Origin of the sequence: Janibacter sp. CX7, assembly GCF_024362365.1 — a bacterium.
Classification (GTDB): domain Bacteria; phylum Actinomycetota; class Actinomycetes; order Actinomycetales; family Dermatophilaceae; genus Janibacter.
In genome coordinates this window covers 1,079,004-1,094,863 of the sequence record NZ_CP101464.1, presented here as the reverse complement: position 1 = coordinate 1,094,863, position 15,860 = coordinate 1,079,004, and the positions used below count along the sequence as shown (strand labels likewise).

Here is a 15,860-nt window from a genome sequence, read left to right as displayed (position 1 = left end):
AACCCCAGGGTTTTGCAGGGTTAGGGGGCCGCCAACTGCGCAGGACCCTATGGTTTTGCGAAGTTGGTCCGTGGGTCAGCGGGTGCGAGCCGCGATGCGGCGGACGGCGAGGCCCTGGAGCACCATCGAGGCGGCGAGGCAGGCGCCGACACCTTCACCGGAGCGCAGGCGCAGGTCGAGCAACGGCTCGAGGCCCAGCTCGCGCAGCACGAGGGCGTGCGCCCGCTCGCGACTGACCTGCCCGGCGAGCAGGTAGGCCTGGGCGGCCGGCTCGAGGCGCGCGGCGATGACGCCGGGCAACGACGCGGCGAGACCGTCGAGCACGACGGGTGCGCCGGCGGCCGCGGCCCCGAGCGTCACACCGGTGAGCAGCGCGATCTCGGGCCCACCGACCATCGCGAGGAGGCGAAGGGGGTCCCGCTCACCCTGCGTACGCGCCACCGCAGCGGCCACGACCTCCCGCTTGCGGGCGACCATATCGGCGTCGGAGCCGGAGCCCAGGCCGACGGCGTCCTGAGGCTCGAGGTCGAGGAGGGCACAGGCGAGGGCCGCGGCGACGGTCGTGTTGCCGACGCCGACCTCGCCCAGGCAGACCAGGCCGGAGGCCGCGGCCTCGGTGCCGATCTCGCGCCCGGCGGCGACGAGGGCGTCGACGTCGGCGAGCGTCATCGCATCCGTGGACGCGAGGTCGCCCCGCTCCCCCGTTGGTCGGACTCCGTGCGCACCCGGGACTGCCTGGGCCACACCGGCGTCCACCCCGACGACGGCGAGTCCGGCTCCCTTCGCCGCGGCGGCACCGAGCGAGGTGCCGGCGACGGTCGCGGTGAGCACGTCGTGGGTCGTCGCGTCAGGGAAGGCGCTGACGCCGAGGCCCGTGACCGGGTGGTCGGCACCGGCGAGCACGAGGGTGCCGCCGGTGACGTCCTGGGCACCGACGGCGAGCACGCGGTTGAGCGCCCGGTCGAGGACGCCGAGCGACTCGGGGGGCGAGAGCAGCTCGTCGGCGGCGTCGGTCGCGCCGACGAGCCGGGCCGGCTCGGGCCCGCGCAGGTGCGAGACCGGCTGCTGGGGCGCGCCCTCGTCGGCCGGCCAGCGCTCCCGCAGGACGACCTGCTCGAGCGGGGTCTTCTTCGACCAGGCGGCGCGCTCCAGGCCGGGCGACGGCGGGCGCTCGTCGGGCCAGCCGAGACAGAGCCAGCCGAGCGTGACGACGCCCTCGGGCAGGCCGAGCAGGTCGGCGAGCTCGTCGGGGTCGAAGAGCGTCACCCAGCCCATGCCGAGGCCGTGGGCGCGGGCGGTGAGCCACATGTTCTCGATGGCCGTCGCGCACGACCACAGGTCGGCGTCGGGGAAGGTCGCCCTCCCGAGCACGCCGGTCGCCGGGGTGCGCCGGTCGCAGGCGACGACGACGCCGACGGGGGCCTCACGCAGGCCCTCGAGCTTGAGGTCGAGCATGCGCGCGGCCCGCTCCGAGGCGAGGTGCGCGGCCTGGTCGACCCGCGCCCTGTCGGCCATCGCGGCGGCCCGGTCACGGGTCGCGGGGTCGGTGACGACGATGAAGCGCCAGGGCTGCGAGTGGCCGACGCTCGGCGCCCGGTGCCCGGCCTCGAGGACGGCCGTGATGAGTTCCTGGGGCACGGCGTCGGGCCGGTAGCGGCGGATGTCGCGCCGCCCGGCGACGACGGAGGCGAGGGCCTCGGTGACGGCCTCGCCCATGGCCCAGCCGGAGGGGTCCTCGCGGCGCTGGGCCGCGCTGCTCGTGTCGCCGATCGTCGGGACCGGGCGGGCGTACCGGGCGCCGTCGAGGCTCCTGCCCTCGCCCTGCCCCGCGCTCACTCGTCGTCCTCGAGGTCGCCCTCGATGTCGAGGTAGACCTGCTGCATCGCCCGGACGACCTCGGGGTCGGGCTCCTCCCACAGGCCGCGGTCGGCGGCCTCGGTGAGCTTTTCGACGATGCCACGCAGGGCCCACGGGTTGGCCCGGCGCATGAACTCCTGGTTGGTCTCGTCGAGGACGTAGTCCTGCGCGATCCGGTCGTACATCCAGTCGTGGACGACGCCGGCCGTCGCGTCGAAGCCGAAGAGGTAGTCGACGGTCGCCGCGAGCTCGAAGGCGCCCTTGTAGCCGTGGCGCTGCATCGCCGAGATCCACCGCGGGTTGACGACGCGCGAGCGGAAGACGCGGTTGGTCTCCTCCTGCAGCGTGCGGGTGCGCACCGCGTCGGGCGAGGTCGAGTCGCCGACATAGGCCTTGGGCTCGGCCCCGGTGAGCGCTCGGACGGTCGCGACCATGCCGCCGTGGTACTGGAAGTAGTCGTCGCTGTCGAGGATGTCGGACTCGCGGTTGTCGACGTTCTTGGCCGCGACCTGGATGCGGCGGTAGGTGCGCTCCATGTCCTCGGCGGCCGGTGCACCGTCGAGGTCGCGGCCGTAGGCGTAGCCGCCCCACGCGGTGTAGACCTGCGCGAGGTCGTCGTCGCTGCGCCAGTTGCCCGACTCGACGACCTGGAGGATGCCCGCGCCGTAGGAGCCAGGCTTGGAGCCGAAGATCCGTGTGCGAGAGCGTCGCTCGTCACCGTGCTCGGCGAGGTCGGCGACGGTGTGCGCGCGCACGTGGTTGTCCTCAGGGGCCTCGTCGAGGCCGGCGACGAGCGCGACGGCGTCGTCGATGAGGGCGATGACGTGCGGGAAGGCGTCGCGGAAGAAGCCCGAGATGCGCACCGTGACGTCGATGCGCGGGCGGCCCAGCTCGGCGAGCGGGATCGGCTCGAGACCGGTGACGCGGCGGGACTGCTCGTCCCACACCGGCGTCACGCCGAGCAGGGCGAGCACCTCACCAATGTCGTCGCCCGAGGTGCGCATCGCCGACGTGCCCCACATCGACAGCCCGACCGAGGTCGGCAGCTCGCCGGTCTCCTCGCGGTAGCGGGCGAGCAGCGAGTCAGCCATCGCGGTGCCCGTCTGGTAGGCCAGCCGCGAGGGGATCGCCTTGGGGTCGACGGAGTAGAAGTTGCGCCCGGTGGGCAGCACGTTGACGAGGCCACGAAGGGGGGACCCGCTCGGCCCTGCGGGGATGTAGCCGCCGTCGAGGGCGTGCAGCACCATCGGCAGCTCGCGTTCGGTCGCGGCGAGCCGCGGCACGACCTGCGTCGCGGCGAACTCGAGCACCCGGGTGACCTCGGCGGCCGCCTCCGGCGCGAGGTCGGGCTCGTGCTGCGCGACGAGATCGCCTGCGGCAGAGGCAGACCAGTCCGCGGCGGCGAGGGCCTCGACGAGGTGACGGGCCCTCCCTTCGACCGCATCGGTCTCGGTGGTGGAGGCATCCTCGGCGAGGCCGAGCGCCGCCCGCAGACCGGGGACGGACCCGACCTGGCCGGAGAAGACCTGCGCGGCACGCAGGACGGCGAGCACGAGGTTGACGAGCTCCTCGCCCTGCGGCGCCTGGCCGAGCACGTGCAGGCCGTCGCGGATCTGGACGTCCTTGATCTCGCAGAGCCAGCCGTCGACGTGCATGACGAGGTCGTCGAAGCCGTCGGCGTCATCGAGGTCGACGTCGTCGCCCAGACCGAGGTCGACGTGCATCTGCGCGGCGTGCAGCAGCTGCCAGATCTCGCCCCGCAGGGCCGGCGCCTTGGCCGGGTCCATGACCGAGACGTTGCCGTACTCGTCGAGGAGCTGCTCGAGGCGGGAGATGTCGCCGTAGGACTCGGCGCGGGCCATCGGCGGGACGAGGTGGTCGACGATCGTCGCGTGGGCGCGGCGCTTGGCCTGCGTGCCCTCACCGGGGTCGTTGACGAGGAAGGGGTAGACGAGCGGCAGGTTGCCCAGGGCCGCGTCGGTACCGCAGGAGGCGGACATCGCGAGGTTCTTGCCCGAGAGCCACTCGAGGTTGCCGTGCTTGCCGACGTGGACGACGGCGTGCGCGCCGAACTCCTCCTCGATCCAGCGGTAGGTCGCGAGGTAGTGGTGCGTCGGCGGCAGGTCGGGGTCGTGGTAGATCGCGATGGGGTTCTCGCCGAAGCCGCGGGGCGGCTGGACGAGGAGCGCGACATTGCCGCGGACGAGGGCTGCGGTGACGATCTCGCCACTCGCGTCACGCGTCGTGTCGACGAAGACCTCGCCGGGCGCCTCGCCCCAGTGCTCGGTCATCGCCTCGCGCAGGTCGGCGGGGAAGGCGTCGAACCACTCCCGGTAGCGCGCGGCCGGGATGCGCACCTGCGCGCCCTCGACCTGCTCCTGGGTGAGCCACTCCTCGTCCTGCCCGCCGGCGGCAATGAGCTCGTGGATCAGGGCATTGCCCGAGGTCGTGTCGGACGCCTCGCCCTCGACCGAAGGGAGCGGGTCCATCCCCACGAAGCCGTCACCGAGGTCGTAGCCCGCCTCGCGCATCGCACGCAGCAGGCGGATCGTCGAGACCGGGGTGTCGAGGCCGACGGCATTGCCCAGGCGGGAGTGCTTCGTCGGGTAGGCGGAGAGGACGACGGCGATCTTGCGCTCGGCGACCGGCGTGGAGCGCAGGCGCGCGTGGTTGACGGCGATGCCGGCGACGCGGGCGGCGCGCTCGGGGTCGGCGACGTAGTGCGGCAGGCCCTCGTCGTCGAACTCCTTGAAGGAGAAGGCGACCGTGATGAGGCGACCGTCGAACTCGGGGACGGCGACCTGGGTCGCGACGTCCAGCGGGCTCATGCCGTCGTCGGACTCCTCCCAGTCGGCGCGACCCCAGGTGAGGCACAGGCCCTGGAGGATCGGGATGTCGAGGGCGGCGAGCTTCTCGACGTCCCAGGCCTCGTCGTCCTCGCCGGCGCCGGCGGTGGCGGGCTTGGTGCCGCCGGCCGCGAGGACCGTCGTGACGAGCGCGTCGAGGGTGCCGAGGTGCTCGAGCAGACCGTCGGGGGCGTCGCGCAGCGAGGCGGAGTGGATGACGACGCCCTGGCCGCCGGCCGCGTCGATCGCGTCGGCGAGCGCGTGCGCGTAGTCGGTGTTGCCGGCGGCGTACTGGGCCCGGTAGATGAGGACGCCGACGCGGGGACGACGGGTGTCGCTGCCGGAGGTGTCGAGGGCGGCAGGCTCGTCGCGCTCGAGGACGCCCCACTGCGGCAGCGCCTGCGGCGCCTCGAAGCCCTCACCGGTGAGCAGGAGGGTGTCGCCGAGGAAGGCGTGCAGCTGCGCGAGGTTGGCCGGTCCCCCTTCGGCCAGGTAGCGGTGGGCCTCGGCCGCGGTGCCGGGCGGGACCGTCGACAGCTCCATGAGCGCCGCGTCGGGCTCCTGGGTGCCGCCGAGGACGACGAGCGGAGCGCTCGCCGCACGCAGGTCCGCGAAGCCCTCCCACAGCCCCTGCGGGGATCCGAGGTAGCGCACGACGACGATGTCGGCGCCGGCGACGCGCTCGGCGATCTGCTCGTCGGTGAGGCGAGCCGGGTTGCCGACGACGTAGTCCGCACCGGCGCTGCGCGCGCTCAGCAGGTCGGTGTCGGAGGTGGACAGCAGGGCGACGGTGGTCACGTCTGGCTCCTTGGCGGGGGTCCGCGCCCCGCGGTCGAAGGGAGGGACCCGCACGGTCTCGTGCGAGCCGGCCGACAGGGCGTGTCTGACTCGCGAAGGGGGTTTCGCTCACAGTGGCGGGACCGTCCCGGACTTGCACCGGGTTCCGCGCTGCTCGGTTGTCCGGCAGCCTACCGGGGCCGCGTAGGCTGCCCTGCCGTGAGCACACCGACGCCCTCCCGCAGCGGCGCCGACCGCTGCCCGGGGCTGCTCACCCCCTTCGTCTCGGCAGACGGGGCGATGGTGCGCCTGCGCATCCCCGGCGGTCGGGTGGATGCCTCCACGCTGCGCGAGATCTCTTCTCTCGCACAGCGATTCGGCAACCCGGACATCACGCTCACCTCGCGGGGCAGCCTGCAGCTGCGCGGCCTGCCCGACCCGCTCCCCCGTGAGCTCATCACGGCGATCGGCGACCTCGGGCTCGTCCCCTCCGGGCCGCACGACAAGGCGCGCAACATCGTCGCCGATCCGCATCCCGGGCTCGACGACCTCGTGACCGCCCTCGACGAGGGGCTGCTCGCGGACCCCGGGCTGGCCGGGCTGCCGGGGCGCTTCCTGCTCGCCGTCGCCTCCCCCGGCGGCCCCGTGCTCGCCGAGCCGTGGGACGTCGCGGTCGTGGCCGAGCTGGGCGAAGGGGGCATCGCACAGGTCGTCGCCGACGGTCGCGCGATCAGCGTCCCCCGCGACGAGTCCGCCGAGGCCGGGCTCGACGTCGCCCGGCGCTTCCTCGCCGCACGCACCGACACCCGCACGTGGAACCTGCGCGACCTCCCGGAGGAGGCCCGGGCCGACCTGCTGCCGGGGGGTGATCCCTTCGACGTCGTGGCGGGTGCCCCGCCCGCGCCGGGGCCGGTGGGTGAGGACCTGGTGGCGCTCGTTCCGCTGGGGCTGCTGACGCCGGCGATGGCCGCGGCGCTCAAGGGGACGCTGCGCATCACACCCTGGCGCTCGGTCGTCGTGCCGGGGGGCGCGCGGGCCGAGGAGCTCGCGGCGGCCGGCTTCGCGACGTCCCCAGACTCACCCTGGACCGTCCTCACCGCCTGCGCCGGAGCCCCCTCGTGCGGGCGGACGACCACCCGCACGCGCGACCTCGCCCTGGAGGCCGCCCCCTTCGTCGACGTCACCGGACCGGCCGTGCACGTCATCGGCTGCGAGCGCTCGTGCGGCCACCCCGCCCGCGCCCACGCGACCGCCCTCAACCCCACCAGCGCAGCGGATGTCGTTGCGGCACAACACGAGAAGGCTTGATGAACCCCCTTCGCCAACCGCCTCGCCGGTACGACTACGTCACCGACGGGCAGGAGATCTACCGCCGCTCCTTCGGGATGATCCGCGACGAGGCCGACCTCAGCGGCCTGCCCGCCGACCTTCACGGTGCTGCCGTGCGGATCATCCACGCCGCCGGTGACGTCGGCATCACGAGCGAGATCGCCGGCCACCCCGAGGTCGCCGCTGCCGCCCACGCTGCGCTCGTCGCCGGGGCGCCGATCCTCACCGACAGCAACATGCTCGCGCAGGGCGTCACCCGCCGCCGCCTGCCCGTCGACAACGAGGTGGTCTGCACCCTGCGCGAGCCGCAGGTGCCCGACCTCGCCGCCCAGTGGGGCACGACCCGCGCGGCCGCCGCCGTCTCCCTCTGGGGCGAGCGGCTCGAGGGTGCCGTCGTCGCGATCGGCAATGCGCCGACCGCCCTCTTCCACCTGCTCGAACTGCTCCACGACGGCGCCCCGCGTCCCGCCGCGATCATCGGGATGCCCGTCGGCTTCGTCGGGTCCGCGGAGTCCAAGGTCGCCCTCGCCGAGCACGACCTGCCCGGCGGCCCGGTCCCCTGGCTCGTCGTCCACGGCCGCCGTGGCGGGTCCGCGATGGCCGCTGCCGCGCTCAACGCCCTCGCCCACCGGGACGAGCTGGCATGAGCGGCGGCCGCTTCTACGGCGTCGGCATCGGCCCCGGCGACCCCGAGCTCATCACTCTCAAAGCCGCCCGGCTCATCCGTGACGCCGATGTCATCGCCTACCACGCGGGCACCGGCAAGCAGTCGCTCGCGCGCTCCATCGCCGCCGACCTCATCCCCGAGGGTGCCATCGAGGAAGAGCTGCGCTACCCGGTGACGACCGGTTTCACCGACCACCCTCGCGGCTACTACGGGGCCCTCGCCGACTTCTACGACGAGTGCTGCGACCGGCTCGAGACCCACCTTGCTGCCGGCCGCAGCGTCGTCGTCCTCGCCATCGGCGACCCGCTCTTCTTCGGCTCCTTCATGTACGTCCATGACCGGCTGAGTCCGCGCTACCCCACCGAGGTCGTCCCCGGGATCACCTCGCTGTCCGCCGCCACCGCCGCGGTCGCGACCGGCCTGTGCCGTCACGAGGACACCCTCACCGTCCTGCCCGGCACCTTGCCCGTGCCCGAGCTGGCTCGGCGTCTCGCCGACACCGATGCGGCGATCATCATGAAGCTCGGCCGCACCTTCGCCGGTGTCCGAGAGGCCCTGCGCCAGGCAGGGATGCTCGAGCGTGCCGTCTACGTCGAGCGCGCGTCCTACCCGGGCGAGCTCGTCATGCCGGCTGCCGAGGTCGACGAGGGCCGGGTGCCCTACATGTCGATCGTCGTCGTCCCCGGCGAGGGGCTGCGTGACGATGCCGCCGGCCGGGCCGCGGACTTCGCGCGGCTGACGGGTGGTACGGAGTCCCCTGATCTCGAGGGTCGGCCGCGGGCGGCCTCCCACCTCGATCAGCAGGAGGTGGGCACGGTGCACGTCGTCGGTCTCGGGCCGGGGCCGGACCACTGGCTGACGCCGCAGGCGAGCGAGGTGCTCGCCCGGGTCGACCACGTCGTCGGCTACGCGCCCTACGTCGCGCGGGTGCCGCAGCGCGAGGGCCTGACCCGCCACGCCTCCGGCAACTCCGTCGAGCTCGACCGCGGGCGCCTGGCGCTCGACCTGGCCCGCGAGGGGGCGGACGTCGCGCTCGTCTCGGGTGGTGACGCTGGTGTCTTCGGCATGTCGACGGCGCTCTTCGAGTCGCGCGAGGCAGCTCTGTCCGACGACCCCGGCTACGCCGACGTGCCGGTCGACGTCGTGCCGGGCGTCACCGCGGCCCACGCGGCGAGCGCCCTCGTCGGTGCCGTCCTCGGCGGCGACCACGCGCTGGTCAACCTCAGCGACAACCTCAAGCCGTGGGACGTCCTCGCCGCACGGCTGACCGCGCTCGCGACGAACGACATCTCGATCGCCCTCTACAACCCGCGCTCCCGCTCGCGCCCTGACACCCTCGGCGCCGCCCGTGACCTGCTCGTCGACGCGGTCGGCCCGGACCGCGTCGTCGTCGTCGCGCGCCACGTCGGCCGCGACGAGGAGTCGTCGTGGGTGACGACCCTCGGCGAGCTCGACGTCGAGGCCGTCGACATGGGCTGCCTCGTCGTCGTCGGTGCCTCGACCACCCGGGTCACCGACGACGGTCGGGTGTGGACCCCGCGCTCGGTGGACTGACTGCCGTGCACAAGAGGTCGCACTGAGGGCGATCTGGCGCGGTCAACGCCACGAGATGCACCAGGACGACCTCTTGTGCTCACCCCCAGAAGGGCGGCGGTCCTGCCGGTGCGTCCTCGCGCGGCGAGGGCAGCCGGGTCCCGTCTCCCCACCCCTTCGCCCAGTCCGGCACGTGGCTGGGCGGCGGCGTCATCCCGAGCATCGGCCACAGCCGGTCGGTGTCGACGCCCTTGCCGCGCTGGAGGAAGCGCATGCGCACCAGCGCCTGCGCGCTCACCTGACCGTCCACGACGAAACGCTGCTCGAAGAAGACGCTGACGCGGTCCCAGCCGGCGATCACGGTGTGCAGCTCGTAGGCCTGCAGCGGCTGCAGCGAGCTGCGGAAGGTCATCGTCTCCTGCATGACGACCGGCGCCACCCGCTTGCGCACCTGCGCCAGACCCCACCCGGAGCGGATCGCCAGGTCGATGCGTCCGAGGTCGGCCATCGTGAAGTAGACGCCGTTGTTCATGTGCCACGCGAAGTCGATGTCGTTGGGCAGCACCCGCAGCGGCAGCACGGCGACCTCGCCGGGGGCGACGGGCCCGCGACGCCTCGCGGTCGCGACGGTCCACAGGATGCGGGGGACGCGGTTCATCGTGGGTGTCCTCGGGGTCTCGGGCAGGGCGAAGGGAGCGTAACCGCGCCTCGTCGCGGCGGCGGGGACGGGTGTCGGTGGTGCCTGTCACGCTGGGTCGATGGCGACGATCTACTGCACCGCGACGAGTCTCGACGGCTACATCGCCGACGACGAGGAGAGCCTGTCATGGCTCTTCGCGACGCCGGCCCACGACAAGGACCCCGGCGGGAGGTACGGCGACGGGGACAGCCTCGACTTCGACCAGTTCATCCCGACGGTCGGGGCCGTCGTGTGCGGGGCCAACACCTATGCGTGGGTGCACCGCGAGCTGACGCACGACGGGCGGGACTTCGCCTGGCCCTACGAGCAGCCCTCGTGGATCGTCACGCACCGCGACCTCGACCTGCCCGAGGGGGTGCAGGCGCACGCGGGCGACGTGCGCGAGCTGCACGCCGCGGCGACCGAGGCGGCAGCGGGCAAGGACGTGTGGATCGTCGGCGGCGGCGACCTTGCCGGTCAGTTCGCCGACGCCGGGCTGCTCGACAAGGTGTGGGTCCACCAGACGCCCGTCGTCCTGGGCGCCGGCGCTCCCCTGCTGCCGCGGCGCCTGCGGCTGCGGCGCGAGCGGGTCGAGCAGGACGGGCAGTTCACGGCCATGCTCTTCGAGGTCGTCGGGCCCGAGCCGCGACGAGCCGGTGAGGTCGACGGCGCGGCCGAGGTCTACGCCGAGGGGTGAGCCGCGGCTACCGTCGAGGGGTGAACCAGCCGCCCTTCGAGCACGAGGTCCCCTTCGACGCGTCGGCGCGCGAGCAACTCCTCGCATTCGTCGACGAGCACCGAGGGGCACTGGGCCGCTGCCTCGAGGGCCTGACCGAGGACCAGGCACGCCGCAGCCTGGTGCCGTCGCGCACGACCCTGCTCGGGCTGGTCAAGCACGCCACCTTCGTCGAGCGCGTGTGGTTCGACGAAGGCGTCCGCGGCCGCTCGCGCACCGAGATCGGGATCCCCGCGACCCCTGACGAGTCCTTCGAGCTGAGCCCGCACGACACCATCGCCTCGGTCGGGGCCGCGCACCGCCGGGCGTGCGAGGACAGCCGGGCGGCGATCGCCGGGCTCGACCTCGACGACGTGGTGACCGGCAACCGTCGGGGGCCGCTCCCCCTTCGCTGGGTCCTCCTGCACGTGCTGCGCGAGCTCGCCCAGCACGCGGGCCACGCCGACATCCTGCGCGAGCAGGTACTGGCCGCCCGCGAGCGCTGACCCGCGGATTATCGGGTGACCCGAGAACCGTGGGACGCGTGGGACGACCCGAGCGCCACCGCCACCTCGGCGGGCGTGCGGGGCCAGCCGACCGCGGCCGGCTCGATCCCCATCTCGCGCAGCAGCTGCACCGACCACGGCGGGCGCAGCCGGGCCGCCTCGACGAGGGCACCGTCGGTCAGGGCGTCGGTCACCTCGCCCTGGTGGACGACGTGGTCGACGACGAGCGCGACCTCGTCGGCCCAGCTCCAGGCGAGGTCGACGTCGTGGGTCGACAGCACGACCGTCGTGCCGTGCGCCTCGAGCGCCGCGACGGCGGCGAGCATCTCCTCGACCCCGGCCGGGTCGAGCCCCGCCGTCGGCTCGTCGAGCAGCAGCACCCGGGGGTGCATCGCGAGCGCACCGGCCACCGCGACCCGCTTGCGCTGACCGAAGGAGAGCCGGTGCACCGGACGGTCGGCGAGCGCCGCGAGCGAGAGCACCGCGAGCGCCTCGTCGACCCGGTCCGCGATCTCCTCAGCAGGCAACCCGAGGTTGGTCGGCCCGTAGGCGATGTCGCTGCGCACGTCGGCGCTGAAGAGCTGGTCGTCCGGGTCCTGCATGACCAGCTGCACCCGCTGCCGGTGGGCGGTCAGGCCGCGCCGCGTGTGCCGCAGCACCTCACCGCCCGAGACGACCGCCCCCTCGGCCGGCTCGTGAGCGCCGGACAGCACGCGCAGCAGCGTCGTCTTGCCGGAGCCGTTGGCCCCGAGGATCGCGATGCGCCGGCCGGTGCCGATCGTCAGGCTGACGCAGTCGAGGACGCCCGGAGCCCCGGGATAGCCGGCGTGCACGCCGCGCAGCGCGAGGACGGTGGCCGCGTCGTCGGGAGGTGTCCAGGAGCCGAGGCGGTGCGTCATGCCAACCCCGCCCTCAGCGACAGCCCGGCCAGCCCGACGACGAGCACTCCCGCCGCCAGGACGAAGGGGGTCGACACGGCCCGGGCAGGCACGAGCGGCACGGCGGCGACCCCGCCACGACCGGCCAGTCCGTCCTCGAGACGGCGGGCCTTGTCCCACGCGGCGACGAGCACCGCGGCGCACAGCTGGCCGACCGAGCGCCGCGCGGCCCGGCCGCTCGCGTAGCCCAGCCGCCCGGCCTGCGCGGCCCGGATCGCCGACGCGGCGTCGAGCAGGGCGAAGATCATCCGATAGGTGACGGCCGCGATGTCGACGGCCACCTCCGGCACCCGCGCCCGCCGCAGCCCGGCGAGCAGGTCGACCATCGGGGTGGTCGCCGCGAGCAGGACCATCGCGCTCGTGGCCGCGAGCGCCCGGGCGGCGACGAGCGCGGCCCGGGAGGCACTCCCGGTGTCGATGCCGACAGGACCGAAGGACCACAGGTCACCGGGGCCGAAGGTCACCGCGATGGTCACCGCACCGATGCCGACGAAGACCGCCGGCCCGATCATCGCCCGCAGCCACACGCCGACCGGGACCCGGGCGAGCGCCGCGAGGCCGACGGCGCACGCCCCGACGAGCCCGGCCACCGCCATCGAGGTGGTCGTCGCGGCGACGAGGAGCAGGCCCAGGCAGAGAAGGGACTTCTCCAGCGTCGAGCGGGTCCGCCACCGGGAGGACCACGCGGCGTCGTCGAGGGTGGGCCTCATGCGCGGGGGTCGACCGTCTCGGTCCGGGTGCGCCGTCCCTTGAGCCGACCGAAGACGTAGCCGAGCGCGAGACCGCCGAGACCCGCCTGCAGGGCGAAGAGGCCCGACTCGATCTCGCCACCGGCGGGCGGCAGGAGCGGCTCGAACCACGGCTCGTGACCGGCCTCCTCGAGCTGGGCGGTCGCGGCGGCATCGGACCCGCCGAAGGCCTCCTCCTCACCCGAGGCCGCCCGGCCACCGAGGTAGAGCGCGACGACGAGGACGAGGACGATGGCGCCGACGACGAGCGCGACGCCGCGCCGACCGAGGGTCTGGGTGGACTCACGCACGAGCGGCCTCCGTGGTCTCGACGGTCTCGGCGGGCACGACCTGCAGGTCCTCCAGCTCGGGCCGCGCCCACGCGATGAGGGCATTGAGGAGCAGCACGCCGACGAGGCCCTCGACGATCGCGAGCGGCACCTGGGTCACGGCGAAGATCCCGAGGAAGCGACCCCACGCCTCGACGAATCCCCCTTCGGGGTAGGCCAGCGCGAGCTGCGTGGCGGTCGTGACATAGGTGGCGAGGTTGGCCATCGCGACGCCGACGAAGACCCGCACGACGAAGGGAGCCGCGGCGAGCAGCCGGAAGAGCCCGTAGCCGACCCACGGACCGACGACCGCCATCGAGACGAAATTGGCCCCGAGCGTCGTGATGCCACCGTGGGCGAGAAGCAGCGCCTGGAAGAGCAGCACGATCGTGCCGAGCAGGGCCATGACCGGGGGGCGGAAGATGATCGCGCCGACCCCGGTGCCCGTCGGGTGCGAGCTCGAGCCGGTGACCGACGGCAGCTTGATCGCCGACATGACGAAGGTGAAGGCGCCGGCAGCGCCGAGCAGCAGGCGGGCACTCGGGTTGTCCCGCACGACGCGGGCGGCACTGCGGGTGCCATGGATGACGAAGGGGGCGGCGACAGCGGTCCACGCGGCGGCGTGGACCGGGGGCAGGAAGCCCTCGGCGATGTGCATCGGTGCACTCTCTCTCTGGCCGGATGACGCGTCCGACCGCGGCAGCCCTCGCCCCGGAGTTCCTGACTCGCGGAAGACCCGCTCACAGTGGCGCGACCGTCCCGGACTCTCACCGGGTTCCCCCAGGTGGAGGCGAAGGCTGCGGCCGAGACTAGCGAAGCCCGCCCGGGATGTCTGCCGCCGTCCGCTCCTCGCGCTCGGCCGCCCGACGGCACGAGTAGAGGTGCGACTCGACGAAGCCCTCGGCCCGCAGCGCCCACCCGACGACGATGATCGCGGCCTGCCGCAGGTCGTGCGCCTCGACCTGGTCGGCGATGTCGGCGAGGGTGCCGCGCAGGACGATCTCCTCGGGCTGCTCCACCCGGTAGGCGACGGCGACGGGGCAGTCGGCGCCGTAGTGCTCGGCGAGCCGGTCCGCGAGCTCGCGGGCGCGGCGGATCGCCAGGTGCAGCACGAGGGTCGCACCGGTCGCGGCGAAGGCCTCGAGGCTCTCCCCCGACGGCATCGCCGTCGAGTCGCGCTGCGCGCGGGTGAGCACGACGGACTGGGCGACCTCGGGCACGGTGAGCTCGCGGCCGAGCCGGGCGGCGGTCGCGGCGTAGGCGGCGATGCCGGGCGTGATGTCCCACGGCACGCCGGCGGCGTCGAGCCGGCGGGTCTGCTCGGCGATCGCGGAGTAGACGCTCGGGTCGCCGGAGCACAGCCGGGCGACGTCCTCGCCGCGCTCGTGCGCGGCCACGCACTCGGCGGTGATCCCGTCGAGGTCGAGGTCCTGGGTGTCGACGAGCCGGACCCCCTCGGGGCAGTGCTCGAGGACGGCCGCGTCGAGGTAGGTGCCGGCGTAGAGGCAGACCGGGCTCGCCGCGAGCAGTCGGGTCGCGCGGATCGTCAGCAGGTCGGCGGCACCGGGGCCGGCGCCGATGAAGTGAACGGTCATGTCTGGTCCTCGGAGTCGGTGCGGATCGCGGCGAGCTGGGTGACGGTGCGGGCGGGCGTCCACGACAGGAAGCGCCCGAGCGGCACGGCCCGCTCCACCGACAGGCGGGTGAGCTCGCCCCCGGTGCGGGCGTGCAGGCCGATGAGTGCGGCGTCCCCCTCGAGCGTCACGGCGTGCGCGACGAGCCGTCCGCCGGGGCGAAGGGAGGACCAGGCCCGGTCGAGCAGGTCGGGGTCGAGCCCGCCGCCGACGAAGACCGCGTCGGGTGCGGTCAGCGTCGTCAGGTCGGTGCCGGCGGTGTCGCCGACGACGACGTCGACCCGAGCAGCGAGGCCGAGGGCGGCGGCGTTGTCGCGGATGCGCTGGGCGCGGGTCGCGTCGCGCTCGACGCAGGTGACGGTCGCGCGGTCGACGGCGAGGCACCACTCGAGGGCCACGGAGCCGTTGCCGGCGCCGAGGTCCCACAGGTGCGCACCGGGCGTGGGACGCAGGCGGGCCAGGCCGCTCGCGCGCACGTCGCGCTTCGTCAGCTGGCCGTCGTGGTCGATGAAGTCCTCGGGGCGGCCGGGCACCGGGCCGGCGGTCGCGCCGGCCACGGTGGGGTCGTCGGCGCGCACGTCGAGGCAGGCGAGCACGAGGTCGGGCGTGGCCTCGGCGAAGCCGTCGGCGCGGCCTGAGTGGGCGCCCTCGTCGGGGCTGCCGAGGTGCCAGCGAGCGGTGAGCGTCGTTGCGCCCCAGCCGTGCTCGGTGAGCAGGGCCGCCAGACGGGCCGGACCGTCACCGTCGGAGAGGAGGACGACGAGACGGGCACCGTCGGTCAGGTGGGGCAGGACCGCGCGCAGGTCGCGCCCGACCGTCGTGACGACGAGCGTCTCCTCCGCGGACCAGCCCTGTCTGGCCCGGGCGAGGGCATCGCTGCCGACGGCAGGGTGGACGCGGACACGCTCGGCCCCGACGACGTCGATGAGGGTCGTCGCGATGCCGGAGCGCAGCGGGTCGCCGCTGGCGAGGACGACGGCGTCGGGGTGCGCCTCGACGAGTGCGGGCAGCGCCGGGCGAAGGGGGCTGGGCCAGGGCACGAGCCGGGCGTCCGGCGCGTGGGGGGCGAGCAGGTCGAGGTGGCGGGCGCCCCCGAGGAGGATCGTGGCACCGGTGATGAGGGCGCGTCGGGCCTCGTCCAGGCCGGACCACCCGTCGTCCCCGATACCCACGACCTCGATCACGGACGCCCACCCTAGGGCCTAGCCCCGCTGTGAGAGGATCTCGCCCAGGCACCCCACCGAGGAATCCGGTGCAACTCCGGAGCGGTCCCGCCACTGTCACGGCCCACACGGCCAGAGCCAGACACTCGGTCGGTGCCC

14 protein-coding genes and 3 riboswitches are annotated in these 15,860 nt (G+C 74.1%); of the genes, 5 read left to right on the top strand and 9 right to left on the bottom strand.

Going from position 1 to position 15,860, the window contains the following annotated elements; translation table 11 throughout:
- Nucleotides 1–75: 75 nt before the first annotated feature.
- Entirely contained in the window at nt 76–1,836 is a 1,761-nt protein-coding gene (gene bluB / locus NMQ01_RS05400; RefSeq protein ID WP_255185840.1) for a 5,6-dimethylbenzimidazole synthase, read from the bottom strand.
- Nucleotides 1,833–5,501 carry a cobaltochelatase subunit CobN gene (gene cobN, locus NMQ01_RS05395; protein WP_255185839.1) on the bottom strand — a complete coding sequence of 1,223 codons (3,669 nt, stop codon included), beginning with the start codon at nt 5,499–5,501 and terminating at the stop codon, nt 1,833–1,835. Before cobN ends, bluB begins: the two co-directional genes overlap by 4 nt.
- A gap of 81 nt (nt 5,502–5,582) precedes the next feature.
- Nucleotides 5,583–5,648: riboswitch (cobalamin riboswitch) on the bottom strand.
- Between the two features lie 51 nt (nt 5,649–5,699).
- On the opposite strand from cobN, the gene NMQ01_RS05390 reads away from it, so the two are divergent.
- From NMQ01_RS05390 to NMQ01_RS05380, 3 genes are read left to right on the top strand one after another with little or no spacing between them, the layout of a single operon-like run.
- Nucleotides 5,700–6,788 carry a cobalamin biosynthesis protein CobG gene (locus NMQ01_RS05390; RefSeq protein WP_255185838.1) on the top strand — a complete coding sequence of 363 codons (1,089 nt, stop codon included), beginning with the start codon at nt 5,700–5,702 and terminating at the stop codon, nt 6,786–6,788.
- The gene (locus NMQ01_RS05385; RefSeq protein WP_072624198.1) at nt 6,788–7,456 is read left to right on the top strand and encodes a precorrin-8X methylmutase; all 669 of its coding nucleotides are present in this window, start codon (nt 6,788–6,790) and stop codon (nt 7,454–7,456) included. The genes NMQ01_RS05390 and NMQ01_RS05385 overlap by 1 nt, the downstream gene beginning before the upstream one ends.
- Nucleotides 7,453–9,030 (top strand): precorrin-2 C(20)-methyltransferase, encoded by a 1,578-nt coding sequence (locus tag NMQ01_RS05380; RefSeq protein ID WP_255185837.1) that lies wholly within the window; start codon nt 7,453–7,455, stop codon nt 9,028–9,030. Before NMQ01_RS05385 ends, NMQ01_RS05380 begins: the two co-directional genes overlap by 4 nt.
- Before the next feature lie 79 nt (nt 9,031–9,109).
- Here NMQ01_RS05380 and NMQ01_RS05375 read toward each other — a convergent pair whose 3' ends face one another.
- Complete coding sequence (locus NMQ01_RS05375) at nt 9,110–9,667, bottom strand: acyl-CoA thioesterase (protein ID WP_255185836.1); 558 nt, start codon at nt 9,665–9,667, stop codon at nt 9,110–9,112.
- Nucleotides 9,668–9,767: 100 nt separating this feature from the next.
- On the opposite strand from NMQ01_RS05375, the gene NMQ01_RS05370 reads away from it, so the two are divergent.
- Nucleotides 9,768–10,385, top strand: a complete 618-nt coding sequence (locus tag NMQ01_RS05370; protein ID WP_255185835.1) for a dihydrofolate reductase family protein — start codon at nt 9,768–9,770, stop codon at nt 10,383–10,385.
- 20 nt (nt 10,386–10,405) lie between these two features.
- Complete coding sequence (locus NMQ01_RS05365) at nt 10,406–10,909, top strand: DinB family protein (RefSeq protein ID WP_255185834.1); 504 nt, start codon at nt 10,406–10,408, stop codon at nt 10,907–10,909.
- 8 nt (nt 10,910–10,917) lie between these two features.
- Here the strand turns inward: NMQ01_RS05365 and NMQ01_RS05360 are convergent, their stop codons facing one another.
- The 6 genes from NMQ01_RS05360 to cbiE all read right to left on the bottom strand — a co-directional run bounded on the left by NMQ01_RS05360 (nt 10,918) and on the right by cbiE (nt 15,722).
- Nucleotides 10,918–11,808, bottom strand: coding sequence for an energy-coupling factor ABC transporter ATP-binding protein (locus tag NMQ01_RS05360; protein ID WP_255185833.1), 891 nt, complete (start codon nt 11,806–11,808; stop codon nt 10,918–10,920).
- Nucleotides 11,805–12,557, bottom strand: a complete 753-nt coding sequence (cbiQ, locus tag NMQ01_RS05355) for a cobalt ECF transporter T component CbiQ (RefSeq protein WP_255185832.1) — start codon at nt 12,555–12,557, stop codon at nt 11,805–11,807. The genes NMQ01_RS05360 and cbiQ overlap by 4 nt, the downstream gene beginning before the upstream one ends.
- Complete coding sequence (locus NMQ01_RS05350; RefSeq protein WP_255185831.1) at nt 12,554–12,886, bottom strand: energy-coupling factor ABC transporter substrate-binding protein; 333 nt, start codon at nt 12,884–12,886, stop codon at nt 12,554–12,556. The genes cbiQ and NMQ01_RS05350 overlap by 4 nt, the downstream gene beginning before the upstream one ends.
- Nucleotides 12,879–13,562, bottom strand: coding sequence for an energy-coupling factor ABC transporter permease (locus NMQ01_RS05345; RefSeq protein ID WP_255185830.1), 684 nt, complete (start codon nt 13,560–13,562; stop codon nt 12,879–12,881). The genes NMQ01_RS05350 and NMQ01_RS05345 overlap by 8 nt, the downstream gene beginning before the upstream one ends.
- 55 nt (nt 13,563–13,617) lie before the next feature.
- A riboswitch (cobalamin riboswitch) is annotated at nt 13,618–13,685 on the bottom strand.
- A 28-nt stretch (nt 13,686–13,713) separates the two neighbouring features.
- A complete protein-coding gene (gene cobM, locus NMQ01_RS05340; protein WP_255185829.1) occupies nt 13,714–14,499 on the bottom strand; it encodes a precorrin-4 C(11)-methyltransferase in 786 nt (261 codons plus the stop codon).
- The gene (gene cbiE / locus NMQ01_RS05335; protein ID WP_255185828.1) at nt 14,496–15,722 is read right to left on the bottom strand and encodes a precorrin-6y C5,15-methyltransferase (decarboxylating) subunit CbiE; all 1,227 of its coding nucleotides are present in this window, start codon (nt 15,720–15,722) and stop codon (nt 14,496–14,498) included. The genes cobM and cbiE overlap by 4 nt, the downstream gene beginning before the upstream one ends.
- A 58-nt stretch (nt 15,723–15,780) precedes the next feature.
- Nucleotides 15,781–15,849, top strand: a riboswitch (cobalamin riboswitch).
- The last annotated feature ends 11 nt before the right edge of the window (nt 15,850–15,860 follow it).

Coding starts and splice junctions, on each gene's coding strand:
- NMQ01_RS05385 (WP_072624198.1), top strand. CDS start 6,788: ATGAACCCCCTTCGCCAACCGCCTCGCCGGTACGACTACGTCACCGAC.
- NMQ01_RS05380 (WP_255185837.1), top strand. CDS start 7,453: ATGAGCGGCGGCCGCTTCTACGGCGTCGGCATCGGCCCCGGCGACCCC.
- NMQ01_RS05375 (WP_255185836.1), bottom strand. CDS start 9,667: ATGAACCGCGTCCCCCGCATCCTGTGGACCGTCGCGACCGCGAGGCGT.
- NMQ01_RS05370 (WP_255185835.1), top strand. CDS start 9,768: ATGGCGACGATCTACTGCACCGCGACGAGTCTCGACGGCTACATCGCC.
- NMQ01_RS05360 (WP_255185833.1), bottom strand. CDS start 11,808: ATGACGCACCGCCTCGGCTCCTGGACACCTCCCGACGACGCGGCCACC.
- cbiQ (WP_255185832.1), bottom strand. CDS start 12,557: ATGAGGCCCACCCTCGACGACGCCGCGTGGTCCTCCCGGTGGCGGACC.
- NMQ01_RS05345 (WP_255185830.1), bottom strand. CDS start 13,562: ATGCACATCGCCGAGGGCTTCCTGCCCCCGGTCCACGCCGCCGCGTGG.
- cobM (WP_255185829.1), bottom strand. CDS start 14,499: ATGACCGTTCACTTCATCGGCGCCGGCCCCGGTGCCGCCGACCTGCTG.